The sequence below is a fragment of the Synechococcus sp. J7-Johnson genome (genome assembly GCF_024345795.1).
Taxonomy (GTDB): Bacteria; Cyanobacteriota; Cyanobacteriia; order PCC-6307; family Cyanobiaceae; genus Regnicoccus_A.
Genome location: NZ_JAGQBU010000025.1, coordinates 1 through 26,151, shown reverse-complemented (window position 1 = coordinate 26,151; position 26,151 = coordinate 1). Strand labels below are relative to the sequence as shown.

25 protein-coding genes are annotated in these 26,151 nt (G+C 67.7%); 11 read left to right on the top strand and 14 right to left on the bottom strand.

The genetic code is table 11. The features are described 5' to 3' along the window. Nucleotides 1-53: 53 nt before the first annotated feature. A complete protein-coding gene (locus KBY93_RS11980) occupies nucleotides 54-1,373 on the bottom strand; it encodes a hypothetical protein (protein ID WP_255094651.1) in 1,320 nt (439 codons plus the stop codon). Between the two features lie 106 nt (nucleotides 1,374-1,479). Between KBY93_RS11980 and KBY93_RS11975 the strand changes: the two genes are divergently transcribed. The 3 genes from KBY93_RS11975 to KBY93_RS11965 are packed head-to-tail and all read left to right on the top strand — an operon-like array spanning nucleotide 1,480 to nucleotide 6,268. Further along, nucleotides 1,480-3,873: a UvrD-helicase domain-containing protein gene (locus KBY93_RS11975; protein ID WP_255094650.1), complete on the top strand. Its 2,394-nt coding sequence runs from the start codon at nucleotides 1,480-1,482 to the stop codon at nucleotides 3,871-3,873. Beyond that, nucleotides 3,870-4,952, top strand: coding sequence for a hypothetical protein (locus KBY93_RS11970; protein ID WP_255094649.1), 1,083 nt, complete (start codon nucleotides 3,870-3,872; stop codon nucleotides 4,950-4,952). The genes KBY93_RS11975 and KBY93_RS11970 overlap by 4 nt, the downstream gene beginning before the upstream one ends. Then, on the top strand, nucleotides 4,946-6,268 hold the full coding sequence (locus KBY93_RS11965) for a CCA tRNA nucleotidyltransferase (RefSeq protein ID WP_255094648.1): 1,323 nt from the start codon (nucleotides 4,946-4,948) through the stop codon (nucleotides 6,266-6,268). The genes KBY93_RS11970 and KBY93_RS11965 overlap by 7 nt, the downstream gene beginning before the upstream one ends. 25 nt (nucleotides 6,269-6,293) lie before the next feature. On the opposite strand, the gene KBY93_RS11960 is transcribed toward KBY93_RS11965, so the two are convergent. The 9 genes from KBY93_RS11960 to KBY93_RS11920 form a co-directional block, all read right to left on the bottom strand. Next, the gene (locus KBY93_RS11960) at nucleotides 6,294-7,520 is read right to left on the bottom strand and encodes a hypothetical protein (RefSeq protein WP_255094647.1); all 1,227 of its coding nucleotides are present in this window, start codon (nucleotides 7,518-7,520) and stop codon (nucleotides 6,294-6,296) included. Next, complete coding sequence (locus KBY93_RS11955; RefSeq protein ID WP_255094646.1) at nucleotides 7,520-8,758, bottom strand: hypothetical protein; 1,239 nt, start codon at nucleotides 8,756-8,758, stop codon at nucleotides 7,520-7,522. Before KBY93_RS11955 ends, KBY93_RS11960 begins: the two co-directional genes overlap by 1 nt. 5 nt (nucleotides 8,759-8,763) lie before the next feature. Beyond that, nucleotides 8,764-9,888 carry a hypothetical protein gene (locus tag KBY93_RS11950; RefSeq protein ID WP_255094675.1) on the bottom strand — a complete coding sequence of 375 codons (1,125 nt, stop codon included), beginning with the start codon at nucleotides 9,886-9,888 and terminating at the stop codon, nucleotides 8,764-8,766. Then, nucleotides 9,881-10,444 carry an HAD family hydrolase gene (locus KBY93_RS11945; protein WP_255094645.1) on the bottom strand — a complete coding sequence of 188 codons (564 nt, stop codon included), beginning with the start codon at nucleotides 10,442-10,444 and terminating at the stop codon, nucleotides 9,881-9,883. The genes KBY93_RS11950 and KBY93_RS11945 overlap by 8 nt, the downstream gene beginning before the upstream one ends. A 14-nt stretch (nucleotides 10,445-10,458) precedes the next feature. Next, nucleotides 10,459-11,271 carry a 3-deoxy-8-phosphooctulonate synthase gene (gene kdsA / locus KBY93_RS11940; RefSeq protein WP_255094644.1) on the bottom strand — a complete coding sequence of 271 codons (813 nt, stop codon included), beginning with the start codon at nucleotides 11,269-11,271 and terminating at the stop codon, nucleotides 10,459-10,461. A gap of 20 nt (nucleotides 11,272-11,291) precedes the next feature. Further along, nucleotides 11,292-13,112, bottom strand: coding sequence for an ABC transporter ATP-binding protein (locus KBY93_RS11935; RefSeq protein ID WP_255094643.1), 1,821 nt, complete (start codon nucleotides 13,110-13,112; stop codon nucleotides 11,292-11,294). Between the two features lie 81 nt (nucleotides 13,113-13,193). Continuing rightward, on the bottom strand, nucleotides 13,194-14,225 hold the full coding sequence (locus tag KBY93_RS11930) for a glycosyltransferase (RefSeq protein WP_255094642.1): 1,032 nt from the start codon (nucleotides 14,223-14,225) through the stop codon (nucleotides 13,194-13,196). A 54-nt stretch (nucleotides 14,226-14,279) separates the two neighbouring features. Further along, complete coding sequence (locus KBY93_RS11925) at nucleotides 14,280-14,993, bottom strand: heme oxygenase (biliverdin-producing) (protein WP_255094641.1); 714 nt, start codon at nucleotides 14,991-14,993, stop codon at nucleotides 14,280-14,282. Between the two features lie 78 nt (nucleotides 14,994-15,071). Next, complete coding sequence (locus tag KBY93_RS11920; protein ID WP_255094640.1) at nucleotides 15,072-15,524, bottom strand: hypothetical protein; 453 nt, start codon at nucleotides 15,522-15,524, stop codon at nucleotides 15,072-15,074. Between the two features lie 156 nt (nucleotides 15,525-15,680). Between KBY93_RS11920 and KBY93_RS11915 the strand changes: the two genes are divergently transcribed. Both KBY93_RS11915 and KBY93_RS11910 read left to right on the top strand, forming a co-directional pair. Beyond that, complete coding sequence (locus KBY93_RS11915) at nucleotides 15,681-17,126, top strand: NADP-dependent isocitrate dehydrogenase (protein ID WP_255094639.1); 1,446 nt, start codon at nucleotides 15,681-15,683, stop codon at nucleotides 17,124-17,126. Between the two features lie 30 nt (nucleotides 17,127-17,156). Further along, on the top strand, nucleotides 17,157-18,533 hold the full coding sequence (locus KBY93_RS11910; RefSeq protein WP_255094638.1) for a (Fe-S)-binding protein: 1,377 nt from the start codon (nucleotides 17,157-17,159) through the stop codon (nucleotides 18,531-18,533). Here the strand turns inward: KBY93_RS11910 and KBY93_RS11905 are convergent. Beyond that, nucleotides 18,520-19,914 (bottom strand): four-carbon acid sugar kinase family protein, encoded by a 1,395-nt coding sequence (locus KBY93_RS11905; RefSeq protein ID WP_255094637.1) that lies wholly within the window; start codon nucleotides 19,912-19,914, stop codon nucleotides 18,520-18,522. The two genes, KBY93_RS11910 and KBY93_RS11905, sit on opposite strands and share 14 nt — an antisense overlap. Before the next feature lie 14 nt (nucleotides 19,915-19,928). Between KBY93_RS11905 and KBY93_RS11900 the strand changes: the two genes are divergently transcribed. After that, the gene (locus tag KBY93_RS11900) at nucleotides 19,929-21,119 is read left to right on the top strand and encodes an FAD-binding oxidoreductase (RefSeq protein ID WP_255094636.1); all 1,191 of its coding nucleotides are present in this window, start codon (nucleotides 19,929-19,931) and stop codon (nucleotides 21,117-21,119) included. A gap of 247 nt (nucleotides 21,120-21,366) precedes the next feature. On the opposite strand, the gene KBY93_RS16290 is transcribed toward KBY93_RS11900, so the two are convergent. Both KBY93_RS16290 and KBY93_RS11895 read right to left on the bottom strand, forming a co-directional pair. Then, entirely contained in the window at nucleotides 21,367-21,738 is a 372-nt protein-coding gene (locus KBY93_RS16290) for a GNAT family N-acetyltransferase (RefSeq protein WP_399223098.1), read from the bottom strand. Beyond that, the gene (locus KBY93_RS11895) at nucleotides 21,735-22,235 is read right to left on the bottom strand and encodes a MarR family winged helix-turn-helix transcriptional regulator (protein WP_255094635.1); all 501 of its coding nucleotides are present in this window, start codon (nucleotides 22,233-22,235) and stop codon (nucleotides 21,735-21,737) included. The genes KBY93_RS16290 and KBY93_RS11895 overlap by 4 nt, the downstream gene beginning before the upstream one ends. Before the next feature lie 112 nt (nucleotides 22,236-22,347). Between KBY93_RS11895 and KBY93_RS11890 the strand changes: the two genes are divergently transcribed. The 5 genes from KBY93_RS11890 to KBY93_RS11870 are packed head-to-tail and all read left to right on the top strand — an operon-like array spanning nucleotide 22,348 to nucleotide 25,447. Next, nucleotides 22,348-22,806 carry a DMT family transporter gene (locus KBY93_RS11890; protein WP_255094634.1) on the top strand — a complete coding sequence of 153 codons (459 nt, stop codon included), beginning with the start codon at nucleotides 22,348-22,350 and terminating at the stop codon, nucleotides 22,804-22,806. Between the two features lie 50 nt (nucleotides 22,807-22,856). Further along, the gene (locus KBY93_RS11885; protein ID WP_255094633.1) at nucleotides 22,857-23,246 is read left to right on the top strand and encodes a DMT family transporter; all 390 of its coding nucleotides are present in this window, start codon (nucleotides 22,857-22,859) and stop codon (nucleotides 23,244-23,246) included. Between the two features lie 29 nt (nucleotides 23,247-23,275). Further along, entirely contained in the window at nucleotides 23,276-24,430 is a 1,155-nt protein-coding gene (locus tag KBY93_RS11880) for a sugar MFS transporter (RefSeq protein WP_255094632.1), read from the top strand. Continuing rightward, nucleotides 24,423-24,839, top strand: coding sequence for a VOC family protein (locus KBY93_RS11875; protein ID WP_255094631.1), 417 nt, complete (start codon nucleotides 24,423-24,425; stop codon nucleotides 24,837-24,839). The genes KBY93_RS11880 and KBY93_RS11875 overlap by 8 nt, the downstream gene beginning before the upstream one ends. Beyond that, nucleotides 24,836-25,447 (top strand): DUF1349 domain-containing protein, encoded by a 612-nt coding sequence (locus KBY93_RS11870; protein WP_255094630.1) that lies wholly within the window; start codon nucleotides 24,836-24,838, stop codon nucleotides 25,445-25,447. The genes KBY93_RS11875 and KBY93_RS11870 overlap by 4 nt, the downstream gene beginning before the upstream one ends. 181 nt (nucleotides 25,448-25,628) lie before the next feature. Here the strand turns inward: KBY93_RS11870 and KBY93_RS11865 are convergent, their stop codons facing one another. Further along, nucleotides 25,629-25,919 (bottom strand): cupin domain-containing protein, encoded by a 291-nt coding sequence (locus KBY93_RS11865; protein WP_255094629.1) that lies wholly within the window; start codon nucleotides 25,917-25,919, stop codon nucleotides 25,629-25,631. Nucleotides 25,920-26,151: the final 232 nt, after the last annotated feature.

Genomic DNA, 26,151 nt, shown 5'->3' with positions numbered 1-26,151 from the left:
TCGAAGCAGGGTCAAATGTAGGTCTCGTTGCCCGGCCGCACCTCACCGCCACGTCAGCCCAGGTAGTTCACCAGGAAGAAACGCAGCTGGATGGCCCAGATCAGTACGGCCACACCCACCATCACGAAAGCCGGGAAGCTGTCGCCCGGGCGGTGGGGCAGCAGCAGGGTGGGAGCACCGACCCAGCCGAGCACTACTGTGGGGGTGAAGAGCAGGCCGTAGATCCAAGGGTGCTGGCTCAGCGTCTGGTGAAACAGGGGGATGAACAGCCACATCTGACCGGCGCTAAGGATCAGGAGAAGCTGGCGGTCCCGGCGGATGCGGGAAAGGCAGAGCACGAACAACACCATCCCGAGAATCCACACGGCGTAATGCTCGATCGCGTGGGAGGGGGCCACTCCCGATGATTCCAGGGTCTCTCCTGATTTCTGCCAAAACAGAAAGTTCAGGGCGTCAAAGACACCGTCGTGAAAATTGTTGTCCGGCGTGAATCCCATCCGGGTGGGCAGGCGCTGGCCCACCAACCGGTCGGGGAACATCGCGCTCACCGTCCAGCGTTGGAGGAAATAGAGAACAGGTCCCAGCAGGGAAGCGAGCCCGATAGCCCCCAGCGCCCAACGCAGGCGACGATCGGGCCGCAACCGCTTCAGCCCCATGGCGATCACCGCGTTGATGCCGCCCAGGATCGGGTAAGTCCAGGAGGCCAGGAAGAAGACACCGATCACCCCACGCAACCCCGCAGCACGGGCGGTGGGCCCTCGCAGCCACTTCAGCAGCAGGAACACGCCCAGCAGGTGCAGGAATAGCCCGAGATACTGAGGTTCATCGACCAAGCAGTAGCGCAGCAGAGCCTCGTTGGTGATCGCGATGGCGTAGGTGGATGCGAACACCAGCTGCCTGTCGCCGACACGTCGGGAGGCGAAGCAGGATGTGGCGATGGCCGCCAGCAGAAGCCCCATCAGCAGCACCACCGCCAGGGACCAGTAGAGCTTGAACAGGTGAAAGCCGGATTCACCCACCAGCCTGTAACCGAGCCACAGCGGCAGCAGAGCGAGGGGGGTCTTGGATCGGTAGATCGTTTGCGGAAAGCTGGCCGCATCGAAATAGCCGCGGCCCCATGGATACATCCCGCCCATTGAAAAGAAGCCGTGGTTCTCCCAGGCCTGCACGGCCCGAAGAGCTTCGTTGCCAAAGTCGTATATGTGGGCGTGGAGACCTTCGTTCAGCAGCCGCGCACCGGTGAACCACGTGATCACCAACAGCACCGCCACCAGGCCAGTCCGCCGGGAGACTGCCGTTCGCCGGAGCAGATCCGACAGGCGGCGGCCAATGTCAAGGAGTGGTGCGGCCCAATCAGCAGTGATCCTCTGCATGAGCGCGTGGCTGGCCTGACCTGGGGCTCATACCGCCTCTAAATCCTAGGTCAGGCTTCGACATCGCCTCCCTGAGCGCCGCAAAGCGCTGAATACAATGACACCGATGAGCTTCCTGGCCGGCCTCAATTACGCCCAGCGCCGGGCGGTGGACCATCACACCGGCCCGCTCCTTGTGGTGGCCGGCGCCGGCAGCGGCAAGACCCGCGCCCTCACCCACCGCATCGCCCACCTGATCGGCCACCACGGCGTCGATCCGCACCAGCTGCTGGCCGTCACCTTCACAAACAAGGCGGCGCGGGAGATGAAGGAACGGCTGGAGCTGCTGCTGGCCCAGAGGCTCGCCACCAGCCAGTTCGGCCAGCCGTTCAGCACCCTGCAGCCCCAGCAGCAGCGGCAGCTTCGTAACCGCATCTACCGGGAGGTCACCAAAGAGCTCTGGATCGGTACCTTCCACGCCCTGTTCGCGCGGCTGCTGCGCTTCGACATCGACAAGTACAAGGACCCCGAAGGCCTCACCTGGACCCGCCAGTTCTCGATCTACGACGAAACCGACGCCCAGACCCTGGTCAAGGAAATCGTCACCCAGGAGCTGGGTCTTGATCCCAAGCGCTTCGAGCCCAAGAAAGTGCGCTGGGCCATCAGCAATGCCAAGAATCAGGGCTGGCTGCCCGATGTGATGGAGGCGAAGGCCGAGGGGATGCGCGGCCGCAAGGAAGCCGAGGCCTACCGGCTCTACCGGCGTGCCCTGGCGGCCAACAACGCCCTCGACTTCGACGACCTGCTGCTGCTGCCGGTGCAGCTGCTGCAGAGCAACGAGCAGGTGCGCCACTACTGGCACGGCCGCTTCCGCCATGTGCTGGTGGATGAATACCAGGACACCAACCGCACCCAGTACGACCTGATCAAGCTGCTGGTGACCGGCGGCCGCGAACCCGAGCACTTCGACGACTGGGGCCAGCGCTCGGTCTTCGTGGTGGGCGACGCCGACCAGAGCATCTACAGCTTCCGCGCCGCCGATTTCACCATCCTGATGGGCTTCCAGGACGACTTCGGCGATCGGGCCAGTGACGAGGCCACCCGGACGATGGTGAAGCTGGAGGAGAACTACCGCTCCACCGCCACGATCCTGGAGGCGGCCAACGCCCTGATCGCCCACAACAGCGAACGCATCGACAAGGTGCTGCGCCCCACCCGCGGTGAAGGGGAACCGATCACCCTCACCCGCTGCGACGACGAGATCGCCGAGGCCGAGGCGGTGGTGCACCGGCTGCGCATGCTCGAGGCTGCCCACCCCGAGCTGAGCTGGGGCGACATGGCGATTCTTTATCGCACCAACGCCCAGAGCCGGGCGATGGAGGAATCGCTGGTGCGTTGGGGCATCCCTTACATCGTGGTCGGGGGCCTGCGCTTCTACGACCGGCGCGAGATCAAGGACGTGCTCGCCTACCTGCGTCTGCTGGTCAACCCGGCCGACAGCGTCAGCCTGCTGCGGGTGCTGAACGTGCCGCGCCGCGGCATCGGCAAGACCACCGTGCAGCGGCTCACCGACGCCGCGGCCCAGCTGGGTCTGCCGCTCTGGGAAGTGGTGAACGATGCGGAGGCGGTGCGCTCTCTGGCGGGCCGTTCAGCCAAGGGTCTGCTTCAGTTCAGCGAATTGATTACCGATCTGAACCGCCGCATCCAGGACGCACCCCCATCGGAACTGGTGCAGCGGGTGATGGAGCAGAGCGGCTACCTGGCCGAGCTGATCACCGAGGGCACCGACGAGGCCGAGGAACGCCGCCGCAACCTGCAGGAGCTGGTGAACGCGGCCCTGCAATACCAGGAGGAAAACGAGGAGGGCTCGCTGGAGGGCTTCCTGGCTTCCGCCGCCCTGGCCAGCGACGCCGACAGCAAGGACACCGAGCAGGACCGGGTCACCTTGATGACCCTGCACGCCAGCAAGGGCCTGGAGTTTCCCGTGGTGTGCATGGTGGGCCTGGAGCAGGGCCTCTTCCCGAGCTACCGCTCGCTGGAGGATCCCGCCGCCCTCGAGGAGGAGCGGCGCCTCTGCTACGTGGGCATCACCCGCGCCAAGGAGCGCCTGTTCCTCTCCCACGCCAGCGAGCGGCGCCTGTGGGGCGGCATGCGCGAGCCGGCGGTGCCGTCGGTGTTCCTCTCGGAGCTGCCGCCGGAGCTGGTGCAGGGCGACATTCCCCACAGCGGTGGTGCCGCCATCCGGCGGGAGCAGCGGCTGGATCGCCTCACCAGAATCGATCGAGAGGAAAGCCAGCGGGTGGCCGCCGGCGGCAGCGCCGCGGCCCCGACCAATGCGGTGCGCCGCCGGGCCCCGCCAAGGGCCTGGGCCATTGGCGATCAGTTGCGCCACGCCAGCTTCGGTGACGGCACGATCACCCACCTGTTCGGCAGCGGCGAGAAGATCTCGATCGCGGTGAAGTTCGAGGGTATGGGCCCGAAGATCCTCGATCCGCGCCTGGCACCGATCGAGCCCCTGTGAGCACAGCTCCCAGGGTGCTGGTGCTCAGCGGAGGGCTGATCCATCTCGTCAACCAGCTGGCGGTGGTTCTGAAGCGGCCGGAGCTGGGTGGGGGTGCCGCGGAGATCGCTCTGCTGCTCACCGGTGCCATCACCTGGGATCCCCTGCGTCTGGCCGAGCAGCACGGGGCAATCGAGCGCTGGCTGGAGCAACTGCGCCAGCTGGATCCTGAAGCCATGGCTCCGGTGCACCTCGTACGGGAGCCGGAGGCCCTCGAGCCAGGCACCTACGACCTGGCCTGCCTCAACAACCAATGGCAGCAGGTGCAGCGGGACCCCTGCGAGCGGCTGGGGATTCCCACCTGGCTGATCTGCGGCGATGGCCTGGGCCTCTACTACCGCTGCGCCCGCGAGCTGAAGGCGATCCTGCCCAGCCTGCTCAACCGGCCGATCCCGGAGCCGGGCCGACGGGTGCACGCTGTGCTCGAAGGCGCCCAACCGCACTGGCACCGCCCCCATGGGCCGGTGGATCCCGTGCCGCTGGGCACCCGCGCGCGACTGTTCGAAGCCCTGGTGGCCAGCTTCGATGCGGCCTGCCAGCCGTTCGTGGAGGCCTGCCTCGCGGCCACCCGGCCGGAGCGGGCGCTCTGGCTCTGCTCCCTCCCCAACCTGGCCCATCAGTTCCCAGGGGAGCGCCTGCCAGCGGAACTGCTCGAGGCCTGGATCGCCCAGCTGCCGGGCTTCGATCCGTCACTGGATCGCCTGCTGCTGATCGAGCATCCGAAGGCACCGACCAGCGGCAGCTTCGGTCCCGAACCGCCAGCCGGAGTGGCCGCCGTGTTGCGCAGCGCAGTGCCTGTGGAGGTGCTGGTGCGGACTCTTCAGCAGGCGGCGCCCGGCCGGCGCCTGGTGGTGGCCGGCCTCACCTCGGCGCTCTATGGGGTGCACAGCCTGAGCGGCGCCGAGGTGGTCTGGCTCAGCCTTCGGCCCCTGTGGACCCACAACCCCCGCTACCGGCGTCATCCACTGGAGTTCCTGCATCGTCTGGTGCGGGTGCGGCGCATGGCCTTGCTCACCCAACGTCTGGTGACCCCGTGCTGATCCAGCTCGAGCCCCCCCTGCGGCGGGCCCTGCAGCTCGTGGTCGAAGCCGCCGCTCCCCTGCGGGTGGCCCTGGTGGGCGGGGCAGTGCGGGATCTGCTGCTGCACAGGGTGCACAGGGATCCCTGGCGTGGCCTGCCCGACCTCGACCTGGTGGTCGAGCAATCCGGGTCTGAACCCGGGACGCCGGCCGCCCACCGCATCGCCCGCCAGCTGGCCGAGCTGCTGGGGCACAGCCTGCGTCGCTGCCAGCTGCATGAGGAGTTCGGCACCGCCGAACTGGACATCGACGGGGTGCTGCTGGATCTGGCCACCGCCCGGCGCGAGTGGTACGAGGAACCCGGCGCCAATCCCAGCGTCTGCTACGGCTCCCTGGCGGATGACCTGGCGCGCCGCGATCTGAGCATCAACGCCATCGCCCTGCTGCTGGATGTCGAGCAGCTGGAGCGGGCCGAGGCAGCCCACGCCGATGCCCTCGAAAGTCAGCTGCTGGACCCCTTCGGCGGGCGGGAGGATCTGGCGGCCCGGCGCCTGCGCTTCCTGCACGGGCACAGCCTTCAGGACGATCCCACCCGGATCGTGCGGGCGGCCCGCTACAGCGCCCGGCTGGGCCTGGAGCTGGCGCCTGAGGCCCTGGCGCAGTGGCAGCACACCCTCGCGGCCTGGCCCTGGCGCCGAGGTGAGGCCAAACCCAGCGCCAGCCCGGGGGTGCCCCCTTCCCTGGGCAGCCGCCTGCGCAAGGAGCTGGAGCTGCTGCTCGGACGTGAACCCTGGCCGCGGGCCCTGGAGCTGCTGCAGCACTGGCAGGCCCTCGAACTGCTGGATCCCGTCCTCCAGCAAGACCGGAACTGGCGGCGACGGCTGCACTGGGCCCAGCGGCTGCTGGCCCTGACTCAATTACCCCCCTGGCCCCAGGAGCAGTGGTTGATGGTGGCCCTGCTGGCCCCCCTGGCGGATCCCCTGGCTCTGGCCGACCAGCTGCAGCTGCCCCACCGCAGCCAGCTGAGCCTGCGCGGCCTGGTGCGGCTGCGCGACTGGCTGTCGAAACCCGGCCTTGAGCCAGGCGTCAGCCCGGCGCAGCTGAGCCTGGCCCTGGAGCGGGGGGGGCTGACGCCGGAAGCGGTGATCCTGGCGCTGGTGAGCGGGCCGCCTGGTGTCTGGCGACGGGGGCTGCTGCGCTGGTTGCTGCGCTGGCGCTGCCTGGCCTCTCCCACCAGCGCCCGGGAGCTGCTGGAAGCTGGGTACGCCGCAGGACCGGCCCTGGGGGAAAAGCTGCGCCAGTTGCGCGGTGAGCGGCTCGATCAGGAGCGCTGGTGAGGCCTGGACTGGATCACCTGCCTGATCACCAGCGCACCTGCCATGGCCAGCGATCTGGCACGCAGAGGAAGTCGTCGTTCTGGCCGCAATCCAAGCCGGCGGAGGGAAGGATGCGGCCCTCGAACCAGTACTGGAACGTGACGTAGACCGCTGGGATTACACACCAGTGCGCGTCGTAGTGGTTGAGCCAGATCAGGAAGCTGATCAGCAGCAGGAAGGCGACGCTGTCTGCCAGGCGGCTGGTGACCTGGGGCAGCCACTGGTGGCTGACCGAGGCCTGGATCAGCAGGTAGGCCACTCCGAAGACCATCAGCAGCCGGGTATGTTCACAGCGCAGCAACCGCAAGGGCGAGAGCCGCTTCTGGGCGCAGGCCAGCAGGACACCCAGGGTCAGTGCGCGCTGCAGACGGCCCACGATCCTGCGGATCGAATAATCACTGAAATAAGCATCGAATGAGTAGTCCTGCAGGCGCTGGAGGGCCGTGATCCCCACCAGGGTGATCAGGGCCCCACCAGCGAGCACCGACAGCAGAACCAGCCAGCGCCGCCAGCCAGGGAGCGACCAGATATCTCGGCAGCGCCCGGCCGCCATGGCCAGCGACTCCGGCAGGCGCATGGCCAGGGGACTGAGGCTGATCAGCAGATTCCAGACGATGGTGCTGTGGGTGAGCGCCGAGAGGATCACCCCCAGCCCCAGCCAAAGACGTTGGGGGCGGAACTGGCGGGCCGCCCAGAGCATCAGCGGCAGGAGCAGCAGCACCGCCAGGGCCTGACGGCTGTGGGCGTTCTGCATGAAACCCCGCAGCATCGGGCTGCAGCAGATCAGCAGACTCCACCAGCCACCCCAGGCGGGCACACCCCAGGCCCGAGCCATCAGCAGCGGCGCTGCCGCATAACCAGCGACCACCAGCCCATGCACGGTGGCCATGCGGTAGGGCAGCAGCAGCACCAGCGGCCGCAGCAGGCGCCAGAGAGGCTCCGGCGGTCCCCTCTCCGGATCCACCGCCATGTAGTGGGAAAAGCGGGTGGTGTCGCTGTTGCCCCAGCTGCCCAGGGTGAAGAACACCAGCACCAGCAGCAGCAGCACCACGGCGGCGGCCCACCACAGCCGTGGCCGGCGGTAGGCGCCGGCCAGGTGGATCAGCAGAGCCATCAGCACCTGCGCCAGGAACAGGCCTGCCATCAGACCAGGGGCCTGGGTGACCTGGTCGATCCGGAAGGGAGCCTCTAGCGGAAAGGCCGCAGACAGCATCAGCGTGAAGGGAGATCCCAGTAGCGGATCTGCCAGGGCCAGCGATCAGGAATGCAGAGAAAGTTGTCGTCAAGGCCGCAGGTCAGCAGGCGCGAGGGCAGCAGGCGCTCGATCAGCCAGTAATCAACCGTGACGAACAACGCTGGCAGCACCGCCCAATGGCATTGGTAACGGTTCAACCAGGCCAGATACACAACCAAAAGAAACAGGCCCACCACATCGGCGAGGCGACTGGTGATCTGCGGAAACCATACGGCCTGCACCGACCATTGCATCAGGTGATAGAGAAGGCCGAACAGGATGAGCTGACGGGTGACACCACAGCTCAACAAGGCTTGCCAGCTCAGCCTCCGCCACCAGCAGGTGAGCAGCACCCCCAGCAGCATCGCCGCCTGGAGCCTCCCCACCGCCGGATCCAGGGGGTACTTGTTGAAGTAGCTCTCCTGTTGCACGTAGACCGCCAGTTTCTCCACCGCCGTTGGCAGGGCCAAGGCCACCAACAGCGCCAGGCCGGCGACCAGGGCGGCGACGGCAACCAGGGCGATCGCTCCGGCAGGCCGGTGCAGACGCCGTCGCAGCAGGGCAAGAGTCGTGGTTCGCCCCGCCAGAAGCCCCGGCAGAAGCGCCAGCGTGAGGGAGCCGGCGAAGGCCGTGTGCATCGTGAGTGAGAGCAGGGCGGCGATGGCTGCCCAGCGCCTGCGCACCGCGGCCAGCTGGCCAGCCCAGAGCAGCAGAGGCACCAGCAGCAGCGTGGCCAGGGCCTGACGGCTGACGCCGTTCTGGAGAAAGTTGCGCAGCAGCGGGCTGCAGCAGATCAACAGGCTCCACCAGCCTGCCCAGGCCATGGCCCGCCAGCGCCATGCCAACAACAGTGGCGCCAGTGCATAGCCGGCCACCACCAACCCATGCACCGCCGACATGCGGTAGGGCAGCCGCACCACCCAGGGGGCCACCAGCACCCAGAAGGCCTCCCCCCTGACGCGGGAGAGATCGAAGCTGAAGTAGTAGCTCAGCTTGGTGGTGTCACTGTTGCCCCAGCTGGCGAGGGTGAAGAACAGCCCCACCAGGGCCACCAAGGCCAGTGCAGCAATCCACCAGAAGGCAGCCCGCTGGCGCACCCCCGCCCAGGCCATGGCGGCCGCCAGCACCAACTGGGCGGCAAAGAGACCAGCCATCAGCAGCGGCGCTGCAGTGACCTGATCGAGGCGAAACGGAGCGACCGACGGGAAGGCCAGCACGGCGCTCAGGCGGCGGGAGCGGACCGGCGCCGGTCCAGCAACAGATCACGCAGGGCCGGTGCCGGCTGCAGCGCATCGAATCCCCAGTAGGGATCGAGCAGGCGTCGCACGCTGTCCTGGGAACCAGGCTCCGCCGACCAGAGCGCCTCCCGCAGGAGAGCGCTCAGGCGCTGCCGCTCGGCCCACTCACCGGCCTCCTCCTCAGCCTTGGCGCCGGCCAGGGCCGAGAGATCCTGCTCGGCTTCAGCCTCGATCCAGTGCAGTCGTGCCCCCAGGGCCACTCCATAGCCAAGGTGGGTACCGAAGGCGTTGCTGGCCAGACCATCACTGAGCGCAAGCAGCGTGCGCATCGCGTCGAGGAACCAGGGGTTGGAGCGATACCCATTGCAGGCCACGATCCATTCCGGCGGCAGCGGCAGCAGTTCGGGGTCCTTCCAGTGGCGCAGCCAGATCAGCGAGCGGTAACCGCCGGCCTCCATCAGCCCGCGGACCTCCGCCACGCAGCGCTCTAAGTCCATGCGCCGCTCCACCTGATCCCAGCTGTGGGCCAGCACCACCAGCAGGGTGGGGCCGAGCTCGGCGCGCAACTGGCTGATCGCCTCGACCGTGAGCAGGGGCCGGGCATAGGCGATCCAGGGGCCGATGGCATGGGCCGGCAGCCCGAAACGCTCGCGCAGCCAGCGGGCCCGCAGCGGTCCCATGCAGAGATAGCCGCGGGTCCAGGGGCGCGGACTCTCGAAGGTGGCCTCCCGGCTCACCTTGAGGCCATGCTCCAGCAGGTGGGGGAGCGGCGCCCCGATCAACGGCAGACCCGCATGGCGCTTGAGCTGGATGTCGTGGCCGTAGTGGTGGGAGGAGTTCTCGAGCTCGCGCCGGGCCGGGCTGAAGAACGGCTTGGTGGACACGGCTGAGCGGAAGGCATGACGATCCCAGAGGTCGGCGCTCACCCGCGGGGCGAAGGGCCGCTGACCAAAGGCCTGATGCACAAGCCCCCGGTAGGCGGCCAGGGCCTGCCACTCATCCCGGTCGAGCCGCTCCAGCCGTCCGATCGGACCGAGCCGCCCGGCCCTGACGGCCTGGCGCAGCCCGGCGCGCAACCGCTCCCGCAGACCTGCGCGGCGCTCAGCCATTGCGGTCACGCCAGCCGGCTCGGCTCAGCACCCGCCACTCGTCCCGTGCCCGCAGGATCGCCTCGGCCAGGGAGCGCACGGCGCCTTGGCCGCCGCCGGCAGCGAGTACCGCATCGGCCTGGCGGCGCAGTGGACTCACCGCATCCGCCGGACAGAGCAGCAGGCCAACCCCCGGCCGCACTGCCAGATCATTGAGGTCGTCACCCACAAAAGCGGTCTGGGCGATGGTCATGCCCAGGCTGCTCTGCAGCTGCGCCAAAGCCTCGGGCTTGTCCTTGACTCCTGTCAGGCACTGGCTGATGCCCAGATAGCGGGCCCGCTGCTCAGTGGCACCGCTCTTGCCGCCGCTGAGCAGCGCCACCTCGAGGCCCGCTTGCTGCAGCAGCCGGATCCCGAGACCATCGCGCACATCGAAGCGCTTGATCACCTCCCCAGACTCCGTGGTCCAGAGACCCCCGTCGGTGAGCACCCCATCCACATCCAGTACCAGCAGCCGCAGGGCCCGCAGCCGCTCACGCCAGCGCCAGGCCAGCAGGGCCGGCTGGCGCCAGGGCAAGGCCAGGGGACCACTCACAGCACCGTGACGGCCTCCCCCTGCTCCTGCAGGGGGGCGCGGATCGCCAGCAACTGCTCCAGCAGCGGCTCGACCCGATGCAACGGCACCATGTTCGGCCCATCGCTGAGGCCCTGGTCGGGATCGGGATGCACTTCCATGAACAGGCCATCGATGCCGACCGCAGCCGCTGCCCGCGCCAGGGGCGCCACGAATTCGCGCTGGCCACCGCTGCTGCTGCCCCGGCCTCCCGGCTGCTGCACCGAATGGGTGGCATCGAAGATCACCGGGCAACCCAGGGCGCGCAGCTGGGGCAGGCTGCGGAAATCAACGACGAGGGTGTTGTACCCGAAGCTGGAGCCCCGCTCGGTGAGCCAGAGGTTCTCCACTCCGGCCTCCCGCATCTTGGTCACCACCTGGGCCATATCCCAGGGAGCGAGGAACTGGCCCTTCTTGACGTTGATGATCTTGTCGGTGCCGCGCACAGCCTCGGCAGCCGCCAGCAGCAGATCGGTCTGGCGGCAGAGGAAGGCAGGAATCTGCAGCACATCCACCACCTCGGCCACGGGGGCCGCCTGCTGGCTTTCGTGTATGTCGGTGAGAACCCGCAAGCCGAAACGCTGCTTCACCTCCTTGAGCACCTCCAGTCCCCCACTGACTCCAGGGCCGCGGAAGGAGCCCCCGGAGCTGCGGTTGGCCTTGTCGAAGCTGGCCTTGAAGATGTAGTTGATGCCCAACCGCTCGGCGATTGTCTGCATCCGCTCGGCCACCTGAAACACCAGCTCGGGGCTCTCGATCACGCAGGGGCCGGCGATCAGGGTGAAGCTCATGGGGGGGAAGGAGAAGGGCGTCAGCTGACCAGCTTGCGTTCCAGAGAGGCGAGATCCCTGAAGGTCTCCGACCGCTGCTGCAGCTCCTCGAAGGTACCGGAGGCCTTGATCCGCCCAGCCTCGAACTCGTAGATGCGATCACAACGCATCACGGTGCTGAGCCGGTGGGCGATCACCACGGTGGTGCAGCGGCGGCCCACCACCTCCAGGGCCTCGATCACCTCGTTCTCGGTGCGGTTGTCGAGGGCACTGGTGGCCTCATCCAGCAGCAGGAAGCGGGCCCGGCGGAAGAAGGCCCTCGCCAGGGCCAGACGCTGTCGCTGGCCGCCGGAGAGCTGGAGACCGTTCTCCCCCACAGGCGTGTGCAGCCCGTAGGGCATCTCACTGACGAATTCCGCCAGCTGGGCGGCATGCAGGGCATCCCAGACCTCGTCCGTGTCGACGGTCATCTCGGGCAGACCGAAGGCAACATTCTCGAGAATGCTGGCGTCGAGCAGGTTGATGAACTGCGGCACCTGGGCACAGCAGGCCTGCCAGGCAGGCACATCCAGATCGCTGACGGGGATGCCATCGAGTTCCAGGCAGCCCGGCTCAGGGTTGAGCAGACCCAGGAGCAGGTGGGCGGTCGTGGTCTTGCCGCTGCCGGTGGAGCCCACCAGGGCGATGCGGGAGCCAACCGGGATCGAGAGGCTCACTCCGCGCAGCACAGGCTCATGGCTGCCCGGGTAGCTGTACCAGGCGTCGCGCAGGCGGATCGTGCGGGTGGGGAAGATGCCCTCAGGGCTGGGCACACCTGGGGTCTGCAGGGTTGGCCGGTCCGGGGGCAGGTTCAGGTATTCGAGGGTCTTCTCCATCACCGGCAGACCACCGCGCAGCTGGGTGAGGGCCGAGAAGAAATCCTGCAGGGGCGGGGTGAGCCTCAGGGCCACGACCGCAAGGGTGGAGAGGAAGGGAATGATCTGGATGATGCGGTCGCTATCGCCGCTGAGCAGGGCCGGCACGGCCCCCACCGCAAAGATCAGAGTGATACCGAACGGCTCTATCAGCATCCTCGGCAGGGTGGGCAGCAGCTCTGAAGCCCAGGAGTATTGCTTGGCCTTCTCGCCGGTCGAGACGAAGGAGTCGCGGAAATAGCCCTCGGCACCGGTGAGACGGATGTCGCGGATGGAGCCCAGCGACTCCATCAGGATGTGGGCGCTACGCGACTCCAGTCGAAGTTTCTGCTTGGAGGCATGGCGCAGGTAGGGGGTGATCACCAGCGACAGGGTGAGATAGGCCCCCACCAGGGAACTGATCAGGATCACAGCCAGCCCGCGGCCCACCACCAGCATCCCGAAGGACAGCAGAAGGATCGAGAAGATGCTGCCCACCATGCGCAGCAAGGGATTGACCACCGAATTGGAGGTCTTCTTGATATGACTCAGCAACAGGGTGGAGAGCTTGGCCGTGCTCTTGGAGAGATGGAATTCATAACTCTGGGCCAACACCCTGGAATGAATCAGGTTGCACAGATCGATCCAGATCTTGGCGGTTAGGCGCTGCTGGAAGAACTGCAGACCCACCTTGGAGAAGGAGCCCACCCAGGAGAGGAGAATCAGCAGCAGGATCAGCCAGAGGCTCTGATCAACCGGATTGCCCCCGAAGACCTTTACCCCCGGAAGGGTGTTCGGCAGCTTGCTGCCCACCAACGCCCCCATCAACCGGCCCACCATCGCCACGGTGGCCAGGTCGATCAGGCCTGGAATGATCGAGAGGGGCAGCAGCACCGTCAGTGCACGCAGGCGCTCCGGCGGCAGGTAAGCCAGCAGGCTGCGCAGCTGGGACACCGTTCTGCTGCGCATACGCGGCATCGATCGAAGCGGAGATCCCAGCGCAGCCGAGCCCATTCAGCATTGACGGTATGTGACTGAATCCGACCGGGGTCAACGGGACAGCCAGCCCTGCAAGCGCCCCACGCGCTGCTGCCAGCGCAGGCGCCAGGCAGGAAGCGAGCTCAGGGGCGGCTCGCCCGAGCCTGAGGAGCCCCCCTGATCCCGGCCCAGGAGACGATCCCAGTGCTGATCGATCAGCTCCAGCGCCTCGGACCAGCGCCGCAACAGTTCAGGTTCCCCGCAGGCCTCCAGCAACGACGCCAATCGCTGCGGCTCGGCCCGCCAGGCCTGGGGATCCAGCGCCGCCGCACTGATCCGCTCCAGGTCGGACTCCAGGGTGCCGCAACCGATCTGATGGCCCAGCCGCCCCGGATCGAGGAAATCTGCCAGGGCATGGTTGAGGCTGCTGAACACCACGCAACGGCAGGCCATCGCCTCCAGCGGCGGCAGCCCGAAGCCCTCGCTCACCCCGCGGCCGCGCCAGTAATCAGCGGAGTCGTACAAGACCACACGGCTGCGGTTGAACAGCTCCACGAGGTCGTCCACCCAACCTTGCTGTACGTACACCCGCAATCCCCGTCGCCGCAGGGCCGGCACCAGGGTCTCAAGCACGTAGGCACTGGTCTTGCGAGCCTGCACCAGCACGTCGATGTCGCGCTCAAGGCCGCGGTCGATCCAATGGGGTTCAAGGGCATTGGGCACCAGGAACAGTGGGTTGCGTGGAGCCCGGTCGCCCCAGTAGCCCAGGGTGTTGCGGCTCACGGCCAGCACTGGCACCCCGGGTGGCAGATCGAAGCCGTAGCCGCTGCTGTGGGCGTGGTAAGCCACCGGCCGACCCTTCAGCTGGCCCAGCAGCTTCGGCACGTCGAAGCCCCAGCTCACGATCCAGAGGGCCGAGCCCGGCGCCGGCTCGTGGCGCAGCAGATCGCCCAGGAAAGGGTGGGCCGGCTGCCGCTGGCGATAGGTGACCACCTCGGTGGGCACCAGCGCGGCCGTCAGGCGGGCCGTCTGCAGTTCCACCTGCAGGCCGCCGCAGCGGAAGCGGCCAGTGGTGCCGGGCACCAGAAATCGGAGTGGACGCAAGGGAACCGGCTCGATCGCCGACGACTCTGGCTCAGGCCATGACCGGGGCGGAGCTCAGGCGGCGACCACCTCGGTGCTGCCAGTGCGCTGACGGCGTGTGAGGAAGCCGAACAGCACCTTGCCGATGGCCGCCACCAGATTCCCCTCCAGTTCCTGGAACATCACCATGTTGAGGTGGAAGGCATGGTTGGCCTCCGCCACGATGCGATCTGCCATGGCCTGATCGATCGGCAGCTGATCAAGGCTGATCCGGTAGTTCGCCTTGAATGCCTTCTCATCGGGAATGGCATCGAACTCATAGAAACGCAGACCATCGTGGTCACCCAGACTCATCGCCTTCTGGGCGATGTTCTTGAGAATCTGCCCGCCTGAGAGATCACCGATGTAGCGGGTGTAGTGGTGGCCCACCAGCAGCTCGGGTGAGTCGGCCGCCACCTGATGCAAGCGGGCCACGTAGGCCTCGGCGCCGGGGGTGGGGCTCACCTGCTGACGCCAGTCGGAGCCGAAGTAGAAGGCCAGGTCGGCCTCGAGGGCGGCACGCCGGTTGAGGGCATCGCTGGCGATCGGCCCCACGACAGGGTGGCCCTTGAGCTTGCCGATCTCCTCCTCCATCGCGCTGTAGACGAAATAGAGGTCGGCCACCAGCTTGCGGTAGCTGATCTTGTCGACCACTCCCTTGAGGAAGCAGGTCACGAAGCCGGTGTTCTCGGCCATCGTGTGCGCTTTCTTGGTGCCTTCGCGCAGTTGGGACGCCAGATCGACAGCCATCTCAGCGGGGTGCTGTTTGTACGGAACAGTCAACGTAGGGCTGATGGGCTGTGAGAGTCCCGCGTTGGTTGCGAAGGTTTAAGCGGCCTGGTCCTGCTGATCCGGGTCGCGGGCCAGCAGGGTGAACAGCTCCCGGCAGACCTGCTGCAGCTTCTCCACCACCTCGGCCTGGGGCAGATTGGGCCCGCTGGGACGCCAGTCGCCCACCGTGGCCAGCCGCCACTGCTCACCCTGAAAGGTCATACCGCTGAGCACCACTCCCAGCAAACGGGGCGGTCCCTGAGCCGGTGCAGGTGCTGCGGCCAGGCGCAGCTGCATCAGCAGGCTGCGGCACTGCAGGCGCGGGCTCCAGCCCGGGAAATGAAAGGCCAGATCCACCGACTCCTCCTCGGCGAAACGCCGGGTGTCGGGGTCGTCGCGCCAGGGGGTGAGGTTGGCTTTGGCATCGGGGAAATGGCGCCTGAACAGGCCGGCCGCGGAGGCGATGGCCTGGGCCATCTCCGGACTGCGGGCCAGGTCTGCCGCATTCATGGCGTTTCCCCTGAGCAGACGTGCGGATGGGGTGAACTTAGGCTCGCCCCACTGAACCCATGCTGCAGTGTGCCGCCGGCCGCTGCGAGACATGGTCGGCGGATGACCACGGGCCACCCCTCCTCATCCGGATTCACCTCGCATGACCTGCCGCCGATGGCGTCCACCCCAGCTCCCGCCTACGACCAGCTGACCCCGCCCACCACGGGCAGCGCCATCCGCTTCGAGAACGGCCTGCCGGTGGTGCCCAACGACCCGATCATTCCCTTCATCCGCGGCGACGGCACCGGGGTGGACATCTGGCCCGCCACGCAGCGGGTGCTTGACGCGGCGGTGGCCAAGGCCTACGGGGGCGAGCGCCGCATCGAGTGGTTCAAGGTGTTCGCCGGCGATGAAGCCTGTGAGATCTACGGCACTTATCAGTATTTGCCCCAGGACACGCTGACCGCCATCGAGCAGTACGGCGTGGCGATCAAGGGACCGCTCACCACACCGATCGGCGGCGGCATCCGCTCGCTCAATGTGGCCCTGCGCCAGATCTTCGACCTCTACTGCTGCGTGCGCCCCTGCCGGTACTACACAGGCACCCCCAGCCCCCACAAGCGGCCCCAGGATCTCGACGTGGTGGTGTATCGGGAAAACACCGAAGACATCTACATGGGGATCGAGTGGGAGGCCACGGATCCGGTGTGCGTGGAGCTGATCGCCCACCTCAACGACGTGGTGATCCCCGCCAACGGCAAGCTCGGCCAGCGCCGCATCCCGGAGGGCTCAGGCATCGGCATCAAACCGGTGAGCAAGGCCGGCACCCAGCGCCATGTGCGCAAGGCGATCCAGCACGCCATGAAGCTTGAAGGCGCCAAGCGCCACGTGACCCTGGTGCACAAGGGCAACATCATGAAATTCACGGAGGGGGCCTTCCGTGACTGGGGCTATGAGGTGGCCACCAGTGAATTCCGCGACGTCTGCGTGACCGAGCGGGAGAGCTGGATCCTCGACAACCTCGCCCGCAACCACGGCCTCAGCGTCGAAGACAACGCCCGCCTGATCGAACCCGGCTACGACAGCCTCACCCCCGAGAAGAAAGCGGCGGTTGACACCGAGGTGAAGGAGGTGCTGGCCGCCATCGGCGAGAGCCACGGCTACGGCAAGTGGAAATCAATGGTGCTGGTTGATGACCGCATCGCCGACAGCATCTTCCAGCAGATCCAGACCCGGCCCCAGGAGTATTCGGTGCTCTGCACCCTCAACCTCAACGGCGACTACATCTCCGATGCCGCCGCCGCGGTGGTGGGCGGCCTGGGCATGGCGCCGGGGGCCAACATCGGGGATCACGCGGCGATTTTCGAGGCCACCCATGGCACGGCACCCAAGCACGCCGGTCTCGACCGCATCAACCCCGGCTCGGTGATCCTCTCGGGCGTGATGATGCTCGAATACATGGGTTGGCAAGAAGCTGCCGATCTGATCACCCGCGGCATCAGCGCGGCGATCGTGAACGGCCAGGTCACCTACGACCTCGCCAGACTTATGGAACCTCGAGTTGAGCCTGTGAGCTGCTCCGGCTTCGCCGAGGCGGTGATCGACCACTTCGATCCCTGAGCACCGGCTCCAGCGCCCCGGCCCCCAGCGATGACAGTCACTCAACCCGACCATCCCTTCCTGCGCACAGCCAGCACGCTCGCCACTGATCCGTGCATCCACTGCGGCTTCTGCCTGCCGAGCTGTGCCAGCTACCGGGTGCTGGGCAGTGAGATGGATTCGCCCCGGGGTCGGATCCACATGCTCAAGGCAATCGAGCGTGGCGAGCTGGCGCTGGATGCCACCGTGGCCAGCCATTTCGACAGTTGCCTGGGCTGCCTGGCCTGCGTCTCGGCCTGCCCTTCGGGGGTGCGCTACGACGAGCTGATCGCCGCCACCCGGCCCCGGCTGAATGCTCCGGAGCTGCGTTCCCCCTGGCAACGCAGCTTCCGGTCTTTGCTGTTCCAGCTCCTGCCCTACCCCGCACGCCTGCGGGCGCTGCTTCAACCCCTGCGGCTCTACGCGGGCACCCCCCTGCAGACCTTCGCCCGCCGCAGCGGTCTCACCCGGCTGCTGGGGCCCCAGCTGGAGGCGATGGAGCGGCTGCTGCCGGCGCTGCAACCTGATGCCTTCCAGCCATCAGCTCCGGTGCTGATCCCGGCCCAAGGCGATCGTCGCTACCGGGTGGGCCTGGTCACCGGCTGCGTGCAGCGGCTGTTCGACCCGGCGGTGAACCGTGCCGCGATCGAGCTGCTCAGCGCCAACGGCATCGAGGTGGTGATCCCCCCCGAGCAGAACTGCTGCGGTGCCATGACCCACCACCAAGGCGAACTGGAGCAGACCCGGGCCCTGAGCAAGGACCTGCTGGACCGCTTCGAGTCCGTGATCGGTGAGGGCCGGCCAGCGGGTCCAGAACCCCTGGATGCGGTGCTGGTGGCGGCCTCCGGCTGCGGGCACACCCTCAAGCAGCTCGACACGATCCTGGCGGAAGAACCGGAGTGGGCCGCGCGGGGCAGCGCCTTCGCCGCCCATGTAGCCGACATTCAGGAGTTCCTGCACCGGGTGGGGCTGAGCCCCGAGTTCGTGGCTCGGCTCCAGCCCCTGCGCCATAGCGATGGCACCCCCGCCAGCGCCGATCGACCCCTGCGCCTGGCCTACCACGATGCCTGCCACATGCTGCACGGCCAGGGGTTGAGCCAGCAGCCGAGGCAGCTGCTGCGCCAGATCCCCCACGTGCGGATCGTCGAGGCGGTGGAGGCGGGCGTGTGCTGCGGCAGCGCCGGCATCTACAACCTGGTGCAGCCCGAGGAAGCCGCTGAACTGGGCCGGATCAAGGCCGCCGATCTCGGCGGCAGCGGCGCCGATCTTGCCGTGAGCGCAAACATCGGCTGCACCCTGCAGATCCGCCAGCACATGGAGACCACGGCCCGCGCGATCCCCGTGGCCCATCCGGTGGAGCTGCTGATGCGCAGCATCACCGGCGGCTGACGCCTTCCATCAGCCACCAGGCTTGGCGGAGGGTTTCAGCGACGCCGAGGTTGCCCGGCATGGTGAGCAGGGGCAGCTGCGGGAAGAGGGCGTGGTCGGCGGGCAGGCGCAGCAGCGAGAGGCCCGGCAGCAGTTGCCCCTCCAGCCGCACCGCAGTCAGGGCCAGGCCATCGCGCAGCAGGGTCTGGCTGGTGGTGCCGCCCTTGCTGATCAGGTAGCTGAGCTCCGGCGGCAGCCCGGCAGCGAGTCGGGCCATCAGCCCCGCCAGGGTGCGCGACAACCGCTGCCGCTCGCCGGCGTTGTGGCAGGGCCGCTCACCCCGGCTGCTGAACAGCACCGGCGTGCGACCTGACAGCCAGGCGCTCGCCAGGCGCTCCAGCAGCTCCTGCTGGAGCGGTTCGAGGGCCTGATCAGCCAGATCGGCCGACTCAGGACCCAGGCGCCGGATGGTCTCAAGCACCCGCTCCACCGGCAGCTCCACCCCGGCGCAGGCGGGTTCAACCAGCAGCAGCTGCAGCTGCTGATTGCTCAGGGGCACATGGGATCCCACCAGCACCGCGCCCGGGGCCGCACCGCGGCGTAAGCGGGCCAGGGAGGCGGGCGGCAGCGGCTGGGGCGGCAGAGCGGCCAGCGCCTGTAGAAAGCTCGCCGCCGACTGGACGAGCAGCCGCCTGGCGGGCAGCACCGCCCGCACGGCCCGCGCCAGGACCTCGAGCTGCTCGGGCCGCTGCGCATTCACCACCACCAGCGGGTTGCCACTCAAGGCGAGCAGGCGCTCCACCAGCGCCTGGTGGCCGTGGGGCTCGAGCTCCGCCAGGGATATCTGCTGCACCGACTCGGCCAGGCGCTCGCCACCGCTCTTGTGCTCCACCCAGGCGGGCAGATCGCTGGTGGGATAGCCGAATCGGGCATCGTCAGCAAAGGCCGAGCGATGCACCGGCTCGCCGTGGAGCAGGTGCACCCCATCCACAGTGGTGCGACCTCCCTCCAGAAAGGCGGGCACCAGCAAGGTGGCATCGAAGGGGCCGAGTTCCGCCTCGATCCGATCGATCTCCAGGGGGAAATGGCCCCGCAGGGTGGAATCCCCTCGGCTCACCAGCAGCCAGGAGCCGGGGCCGGATTCGCCAGTGGGATCACCCAGGACTTCTCGCAGCGACCGGCAGATGGAGTTCACCCGCTCCGCCGCCTGATCGGGCTCCAGCGCCCGGGTGTCGCTGAGCAGAAACAGCAGGGGGGAAGGGTCGGGCAGGGCCCGCTTGAGGGTGGTCGGATCCCAGCGCAGAAGCAGCGGACAGCCATGCACCGACTGGGATCCGGTGGGGTCGTCATCCAGGACGATGATCTTCAAACCAGCGGATGCGGGGGAGGGCCAGGGGGCCATGGCACCATCGTGCCGTGATCACCCCCGAGCCCCACGATCTGGCTGATCTCGTGCAGGCATTGCACGCGGATGGCACCCCCTGGCTGCCCGCCGGCAGCGGCAGCCGCCTGCACTGGGGGCCACCGGTGCAGGAGACCAGCACGGTGGTGAGCAGCCAGCGGCTGAACCGCATCCTCGACCACGCCGTCGGGGATTTCACGGTGACGGTGGAGGCGGGCACCCCGCTGCGGGAACTGCAGGAGACCCTGCGGCGAGAGAACCAGTGGCTCACCATCGACTGGCCCTGGGGCAGCGATGCTGACGGCAATGGGGCCGGCACGGTGGGGGGTCTGGTGGCCCGTGGCCTGGCCGGGGGCCTGCGCCAGCGCTATCTGGGTGTCCGCGACCAGTTGATCGGCATCGGCCTGCTGCGGGCCGACGGGGTGGCGGCAAGGGCTGGCGGCAAGGTGGTCAAGAACGTGGCCGGCTACGACCTGATGAGGCTGTTCACGGGCAGCTGGGGCTCCCTCGGTTTGATCACGGAGCTGACCCTGCGCACCAGCCCCCAGCCGCCTGAGCGGCGGGGCCTGCTGCTGCAGGGTGAGCTTGAGCCGCTCGATGAACTGCGCCGCTGGCTGCTGCGCTCCAGCCTCACCCCCGAGCTGATCGACTGGTGGAGCCCGACTCTGGCCGTCCAGGCCGGAGCTGATCCCCAGCACGCCCTGCTGCTGGGTCTTGCCAGCGTCAGTGATGCCGCCCTCCGGGCCCAGTGCCTGGAGATCCGCACCCGGGCCGAGCAGCTGGGATTGCGGGGCCAGCCCCTGGATCCGGAGAGGCTGGAAGCCCTGCGGGCCGTGGCCCTCGGCCGTCCGCAGCCCGAAGGCTGGCTGCTGCGCTTGGGGACCCTCCCTGCCCAAGCCAGTGCTCTGCTGGCGGAGCGGGTGCTGCGTGACCTGCCGGTGGTGCTGGGCGCCGGCAGCGGCCTCGGCGACAGCTGGGCTGGATCCGACCTGCCCGCTTACCGGGTGGAGGAACTACGGCGAAACTGCGTGGCCCGCGGCGGGGTGCTCACCGTGCTGCAGCAGCCGCCGGGCACCAGCCCGCTGCCGGCCTGGGAGGACGTGCCCTCCAGGCCCATGATCGAGGCGGTGAAAGCCCAGTTCGACCCCAAACAGCAGCTGGCCCGAGGGCGGCTGCCCGGTGTGCGCAATCCACTTGAAAGCTGAGGCGGATGTAACGCGGGCACTCACCCCGAATACGCCTGCGAGAAAGTTTGAATATGCCGTTCTGCCAGCCCACCAGGATCTACAGAGAGAGCTCTGAGTACATGATCAATGAATTCGCAGAAAGTCGGCTGGCCAACTCGCTCAGGCTTGATTCGTGGCTTTGTGGTCTGTCCAACGCCTCAGACCAGAAGCGGGCAGGATTGCAGGGTTCGAGTCTCATCTTCATCGTCGTGTCTGACGCATGCGCCTAAGCGGCAAGGTCCCGCCTGCTCCGTGTTGCCACCGCATGGGCGGCCTCCGCTCCCAGAGAACGTTGCAACAGCCAGACTGGGCTCTCCAGCTTTCCGGCTTTGGCCACCATCTCCCTTTCCACAGCGAATCCCTGCCGCTCCCAGAATCGTCGTGCCCGGGGATTCTGTTTCTGAACGATGAGTCGCACTGTGGTGGCCCCCTCCTCCGTCATCTGTTGTCGCAGGTTCTCCCAGATGCTTGTTCCTGCTCCGGCACCTCGCACATCGGGACGAAGGAGAAGCGGTCGGCCCCTGTCAGTGGCCTGAAGGAAAGAGCTGAAGGCATGGCGTGGCGGTGGGCCCCCTTGGGGTGCTGGGGAGGGGTTCAATCGCAGGCGTCCAGGGCCAGGAGCTGGCGGCGCAGCAGTCCTGCCAGCAGATCACGCTCCTCCGACGTCGTGAACTGTTCCAGCCGTTCCCGCTCGCTGCCAAGGATCTGAGGCAGCACCGTCTCCACCACCTCAACGCCCCTGGCCGTGAGCCGCACCAGGACGCTGCGTCGATCCGTTGTTTCGCGGTGTCTCTCGACCAGGCCGTCGCCCTCCAGGCGATCGATCCGGTTGGTCATCGCTCCCGAGGACAGCATCAACGCGCCGTATAGCTCAGTGGGGGTGAGCTGGTGCGGCGGAGGCTGCCGCCTCAGTGTGGCCAGCACATCAAAGGACCAGACGCTCAGCCCATGGGGGACCAGCAACGCTTCGCGCTGGCGCTCCAGCAGCCGGGCGATGCGCAGGATCCGCCCCACCACGGCGAGAGCGGAGACATCCAGCGCCGGGGACGCCTGCTGCCACTGGCTCAGGATCTGGTCGATGCGGTCGGAGGCCATGGCTCGAGAATAGCTTGACGTCAAGACAACCGGCCCCTAGCTTCGAATCAAGTCTCTTGATATCGAGATGTCTTGCCTGCCTCTGCCCCGCTCGACGCTGCCTGTCGTCCCCGTGTCCTCGGCCATGCCGGTGGCGATGGCCCTGCTGGCCGGCGCCCTGCTGCCGGTGCAGGCGGCCATGAACGCCCAGCTGGCCCAGTCGCTCCAGTCCGTTCCTCTCGCCGCCCTCCACTCCTATCTGCTGGGTTCGGTCACCCTGGTCGGGCTGCTGCTCAGTGGCCTCATGCCGGCACCCGACTGGCGGGCGATCCGGACGGCGCCGCGCTGGAGCCTGCTGGCCGGGGTGCTTGGCGCCTGGTATGTCAGCTCCAGCACCCTGGTGATCTCGAGTCTCGGCGCCACTCTGACGCTTGGTCTGGTGGTGGCGGGCCAGGCGGTCGCCGGCCTCGTCATGGATCACCACGGCTGGCTGGGGGTGCGCCGCCAGCGTCTCGGCGCCCGGGGCTACGCGGCCATGGCGCTGTTCCTGGCAGCCATGGCCCTGCTCACCCAGCCGGGGGGTGGGCGATGAACCCCTTTTCGGCCGTGCTCTGAGCCTTTTCGGCAGGCAGTCTTCTCTCGTTGGGTGGGGCCGCCAATGCGCGTCTGGGCGGCAGCCTGCGCTCCGCGGTGGCCGCCGCCACGATCAATTTCCTGGTGGGTGCCGCCGCCCTCAGCCTGCTGCTGGCCCTGGGAGGTTTCCGTGCTGGCCGCTTGGAGCGTCTCGCCGAGGTCCCGCCCTGGGCCCTCTGCGGCGGCATGCTCGGCGCCCTCTACGTGACCCTGTCCACCCTGGTGATTCCCAGACTCGGACTCACCGCCACCACCATGACGGTGGTCTTCAGCCAGTTGATCGGCTCGCTGCTGATCGATCACTGGGGCTGGCTGGGGGGTCCCCCAGCGCCAGAACGGGCCCGGCCGCTGGCTGGCGGTGCTGCTGTTGATGTTCGCCGTGGCGTTACGCCGCAGTGATGCCACCCCGTCCCACCGCTCCCACTCCGATGGCTGACGCACCGGGCGAACTGCGGATGGGGGTGGCCTGCTCCGCCTTTGTGGTCATCGGGGCGGTGGAAGCGGCCCTCGGCGTGCTGGTTCCCTCGCTGCTGGACACCTTCGTGCTGAGCACGGGGTCGGTGACGCTGTTGCTGGCCAGCCAGATCGGTGGCTATGCCCTCGCGGCCTTGCTGAACGGCGTGGTGAACAGCCGGCTGGGGCTTGACCGGATGCTGATGGTGGCCTTCACCTTGCTGGCGTCGGCCCTGCTGCTCTACGCCCTGACCCCCCGCTGGGACGTGATGGTGGCAACGGGTGTGGCGGTGGGCCTGGGCATCGGTCTGATCGACGCCGGCCTCAACACGGCCGTGGCGCAGCACGAGGCCGGCGCCAGGCTGATCGGCCCGCTGCATGGCTTCTACGGCGTCGGCGCCTTCACGGGGCCGGCGATCGCCACCACGCTGCTGGCCCTGGGGAGCGGTTGGCGCCTGGTCTACGCGGTGCTGGCCGGCCTGAGCGGCTTGGTGCTGCTGGTGGTCTGGCGGCAACGCCGGACCTGCCCGTGGCAGCGTCCCCCAGCGGCTGAAGGCGGCGACTGGCGAGTCCTGGGGCAGGCCCTGCGGCGGCCTGCCGTGGGGCTGAGCGGGCTGGTGCTGCTGAGTGCGGTGGGCATCGAGGCCTCGATCGGCACCTGGGGCTTCAGTGTTCAGCACCTCGGCCGCTCCCAATCGGCGGTGGCTGCCGGCATCGGAATCAGCCTCTACTGGCTTGGGCTCACGGCGGGCCGATTCTGTTTCGGTGGGCTGGTGGGGCGGCTGGGCGTGATCCGGTGGATCAGCTGCTCGCTCGCCCTGCTGCTGGCGGCCCAGATCGGCTGGTCCCATGGGACCGAGCCATGGGTTGCCCTGCCACTGGCGGGATTCGGCCTGGCCGGGATCTTTCCCGCCACGATCCTGCTGATCCCGCGGCGCCTGCCCGTCCATTTGGTGCCGGCCGCCGTCGGCTTCGCCACCAGTGCCGCCAGTGCCGGTGCGGTTGTTGTGCCCACGTCGCTGGGCTGGATCGCCGCTGAGATGGGGTTGGCCGGCGTGCCCGCCCTGCTGGTGCCCGTGGTACTGGGCCTGGCTGGCCTTTATGGCCTGCTCCTGCCTCGTCATGGTTGACATCGGACTGACCCATGTGGCCCTGCCCGTCACGGATCTGGAGCGGAGCCTGGCCTTCTATGCCACCTACACCGACCTGCGACTGGTCCACCGGCGGGACAGCGAGACGGGGCCGCACGTCGCCTGGATCGGCGACGGCACCCGAGCCTTCGTCGTGGTGCTGATCGAGACCGCGGTGGTCGACGCGCCCCTGCGGCCCATGGGCCATCTCGGGGTGGGGTGCGCCACGCCAGAGCGGCTGCTGGAGCTCTGCGCATTGGCCCGCGCCGAGGGGGTGCTGCTAGCAGACCCCCGGGACGATGGCCCGCCCGTGGGGATCTGGGCCTTCCTGCGCGATCCCGACGGCCACACCCTGGAGCTCTCCTACGGCCAGGAGATCGGCCTGGTCTGCACCCCGATGACGCCATGAACCACGACACAGACCTGCTCTGGCTGAACGAGCCGCCGCGATGGGAGCGCGATGCCGCCGCGGGCCGCCTGCGGCTCTGGCCAGCCGGCCGCACTGACTTCTGGCAGCGCACCCACTACGGCTTTGAGGCAGACAACGGCCATGCCCTGCTGGCGGAGCTGGACGGTGATGTCGTGCTGACCAGCCGGGTGACGGCCCATCCGCGGCACCGCTATGACCATGCCGGGCTGCTGCTGCGGCTGTCGCCGGCCTGCTGGATCAAGACCTCGGTGGAATTTGAACCGGACGGTCCCAACAGGCTCGGCGCGGTGGTGACCAACGCCCAGGCCTCCGACTGGTCGACCCAGCCCCTGGCCCGGGAGATCACGACGGTGTGGTTCCGGCTGCGCCGCGAAGGCCGGGATGTGATCGCCGACTCCAGCCTGGATGGGGAGCATTGGGAGCAGCTGCGGATGGCACGGCTACAGGAGCTGGGCGAGACGGGACCGCTGCAGATCGGTCTCTATGCCTGCAGCCCAACGGCGGCGGGCTTCATGGCGGAATTCGATCATTTCGACTGCCGGCCGGGAAGAATGTCGAATTGCATGACATCTTCTCGGATACCGTGATGCTGGGCTACGAGCTTGATGGTCTCGATGAGTTCCGTTGCGACGCCTTGGCGCCTGACAGGCTCCGCGACCCCCAGATCTATGAAGGTGTCGCTGGATAGGTGGCGCCTACCGACGAGCCGAATGTCCCCCGGTGGGCACCCGTGCTCAGCGCCTGGATAGGCATCATCCGATGCAAATCTCACTCAACGCTGCCTTTGGGAGCCAGCCATTTAGTTTTATTGACGCTCGATGGCATGAAGGCCAGCTGCCGCAGAAGGCCGGAACCGATGTTTCTCAGGGAGTGCGGTGTGTTGGGCGGAATGATTAGCACGCTGCCTTGCTCATACCTCTGCCAGGGGCCACTGTTCAGTGAGCACTCGGCGGCTCCGGAAATGCAAACGATGACTTCCTCGTATGGGTGCTGGTGAAACGGCACCTCGACCCCTGGATTCAGCACGTGCTCATACAGCAGGGACGCCTGGGCTCCCAAGGCTTGATCTGAGATGGGAAAGAGAATGCGCTCTGTAGCAGAGGGCGTATGACCCAGCATGTTGTGGTGGATTGGCATTGCTTCTCCTAGGTGAGGCAAGTATGAGGCCTAACGAACAAGGATAGATCGTGCGCAGCCACGATCTTATCCGGTGGTTGGACTAGCCCTTTTCGCTATTGACCAGTGGCTTACGGTAGATACGTCGGCCCGAATCTCAGCTTTCCTTCTGAAT

Excerpts from the sequence above, each read along its gene's own strand:
- KBY93_RS11975 (WP_255094650.1), top strand. The coding sequence starts at position 1,480 with ATGAGCTTCCTGGCCGGCCTCAATTACGCCCAGCGCCGGGCGGTGGAC.
- KBY93_RS11920 (WP_255094640.1), bottom strand. The coding sequence starts at position 15,524 with ATGAATGCGGCAGACCTGGCCCGCAGTCCGGAGATGGCCCAGGCCATC.
- KBY93_RS11895 (WP_255094635.1), bottom strand. The coding sequence starts at position 22,235 with ATGGCCTCCGACCGCATCGACCAGATCCTGAGCCAGTGGCAGCAGGCG.
- kdsA (WP_255094644.1), bottom strand. The coding sequence starts at position 11,271 with ATGAGCTTCACCCTGATCGCCGGCCCCTGCGTGATCGAGAGCCCCGAG.
- KBY93_RS11915 (WP_255094639.1), top strand. The coding sequence starts at position 15,681 with ATGGCGTCCACCCCAGCTCCCGCCTACGACCAGCTGACCCCGCCCACC.
- KBY93_RS11905 (WP_255094637.1), bottom strand. The coding sequence starts at position 19,914 with ATGGCCCCCTGGCCCTCCCCCGCATCCGCTGGTTTGAAGATCATCGTC.
- KBY93_RS11980 (WP_255094651.1), bottom strand. The coding sequence starts at position 1,373 with ATGCAGAGGATCACTGCTGATTGGGCCGCACCACTCCTTGACATTGGC.
- KBY93_RS11875 (WP_255094631.1), top strand. The coding sequence starts at position 24,423 with ATGGTTGACATCGGACTGACCCATGTGGCCCTGCCCGTCACGGATCTG.
- KBY93_RS11950 (WP_255094675.1), bottom strand. The coding sequence starts at position 9,888 with ATGGCTGAGCGCCGCGCAGGTCTGCGGGAGCGGTTGCGCGCCGGGCTG.
- KBY93_RS11880 (WP_255094632.1), top strand. The coding sequence starts at position 23,276 with ATGGCTGACGCACCGGGCGAACTGCGGATGGGGGTGGCCTGCTCCGCC.
- KBY93_RS11935 (WP_255094643.1), bottom strand. The coding sequence starts at position 13,112 with ATGCGCAGCAGAACGGTGTCCCAGCTGCGCAGCCTGCTGGCTTACCTG.
- KBY93_RS11925 (WP_255094641.1), bottom strand. The coding sequence starts at position 14,993 with ATGGCTGTCGATCTGGCGTCCCAACTGCGCGAAGGCACCAAGAAAGCG.
- KBY93_RS11960 (WP_255094647.1), bottom strand. The coding sequence starts at position 7,520 with ATGCTGTCTGCGGCCTTTCCGCTAGAGGCTCCCTTCCGGATCGACCAG.
- KBY93_RS11870 (WP_255094630.1), top strand. The coding sequence starts at position 24,836 with ATGAACCACGACACAGACCTGCTCTGGCTGAACGAGCCGCCGCGATGG.
- KBY93_RS11910 (WP_255094638.1), top strand. The coding sequence starts at position 17,157 with ATGACAGTCACTCAACCCGACCATCCCTTCCTGCGCACAGCCAGCACG.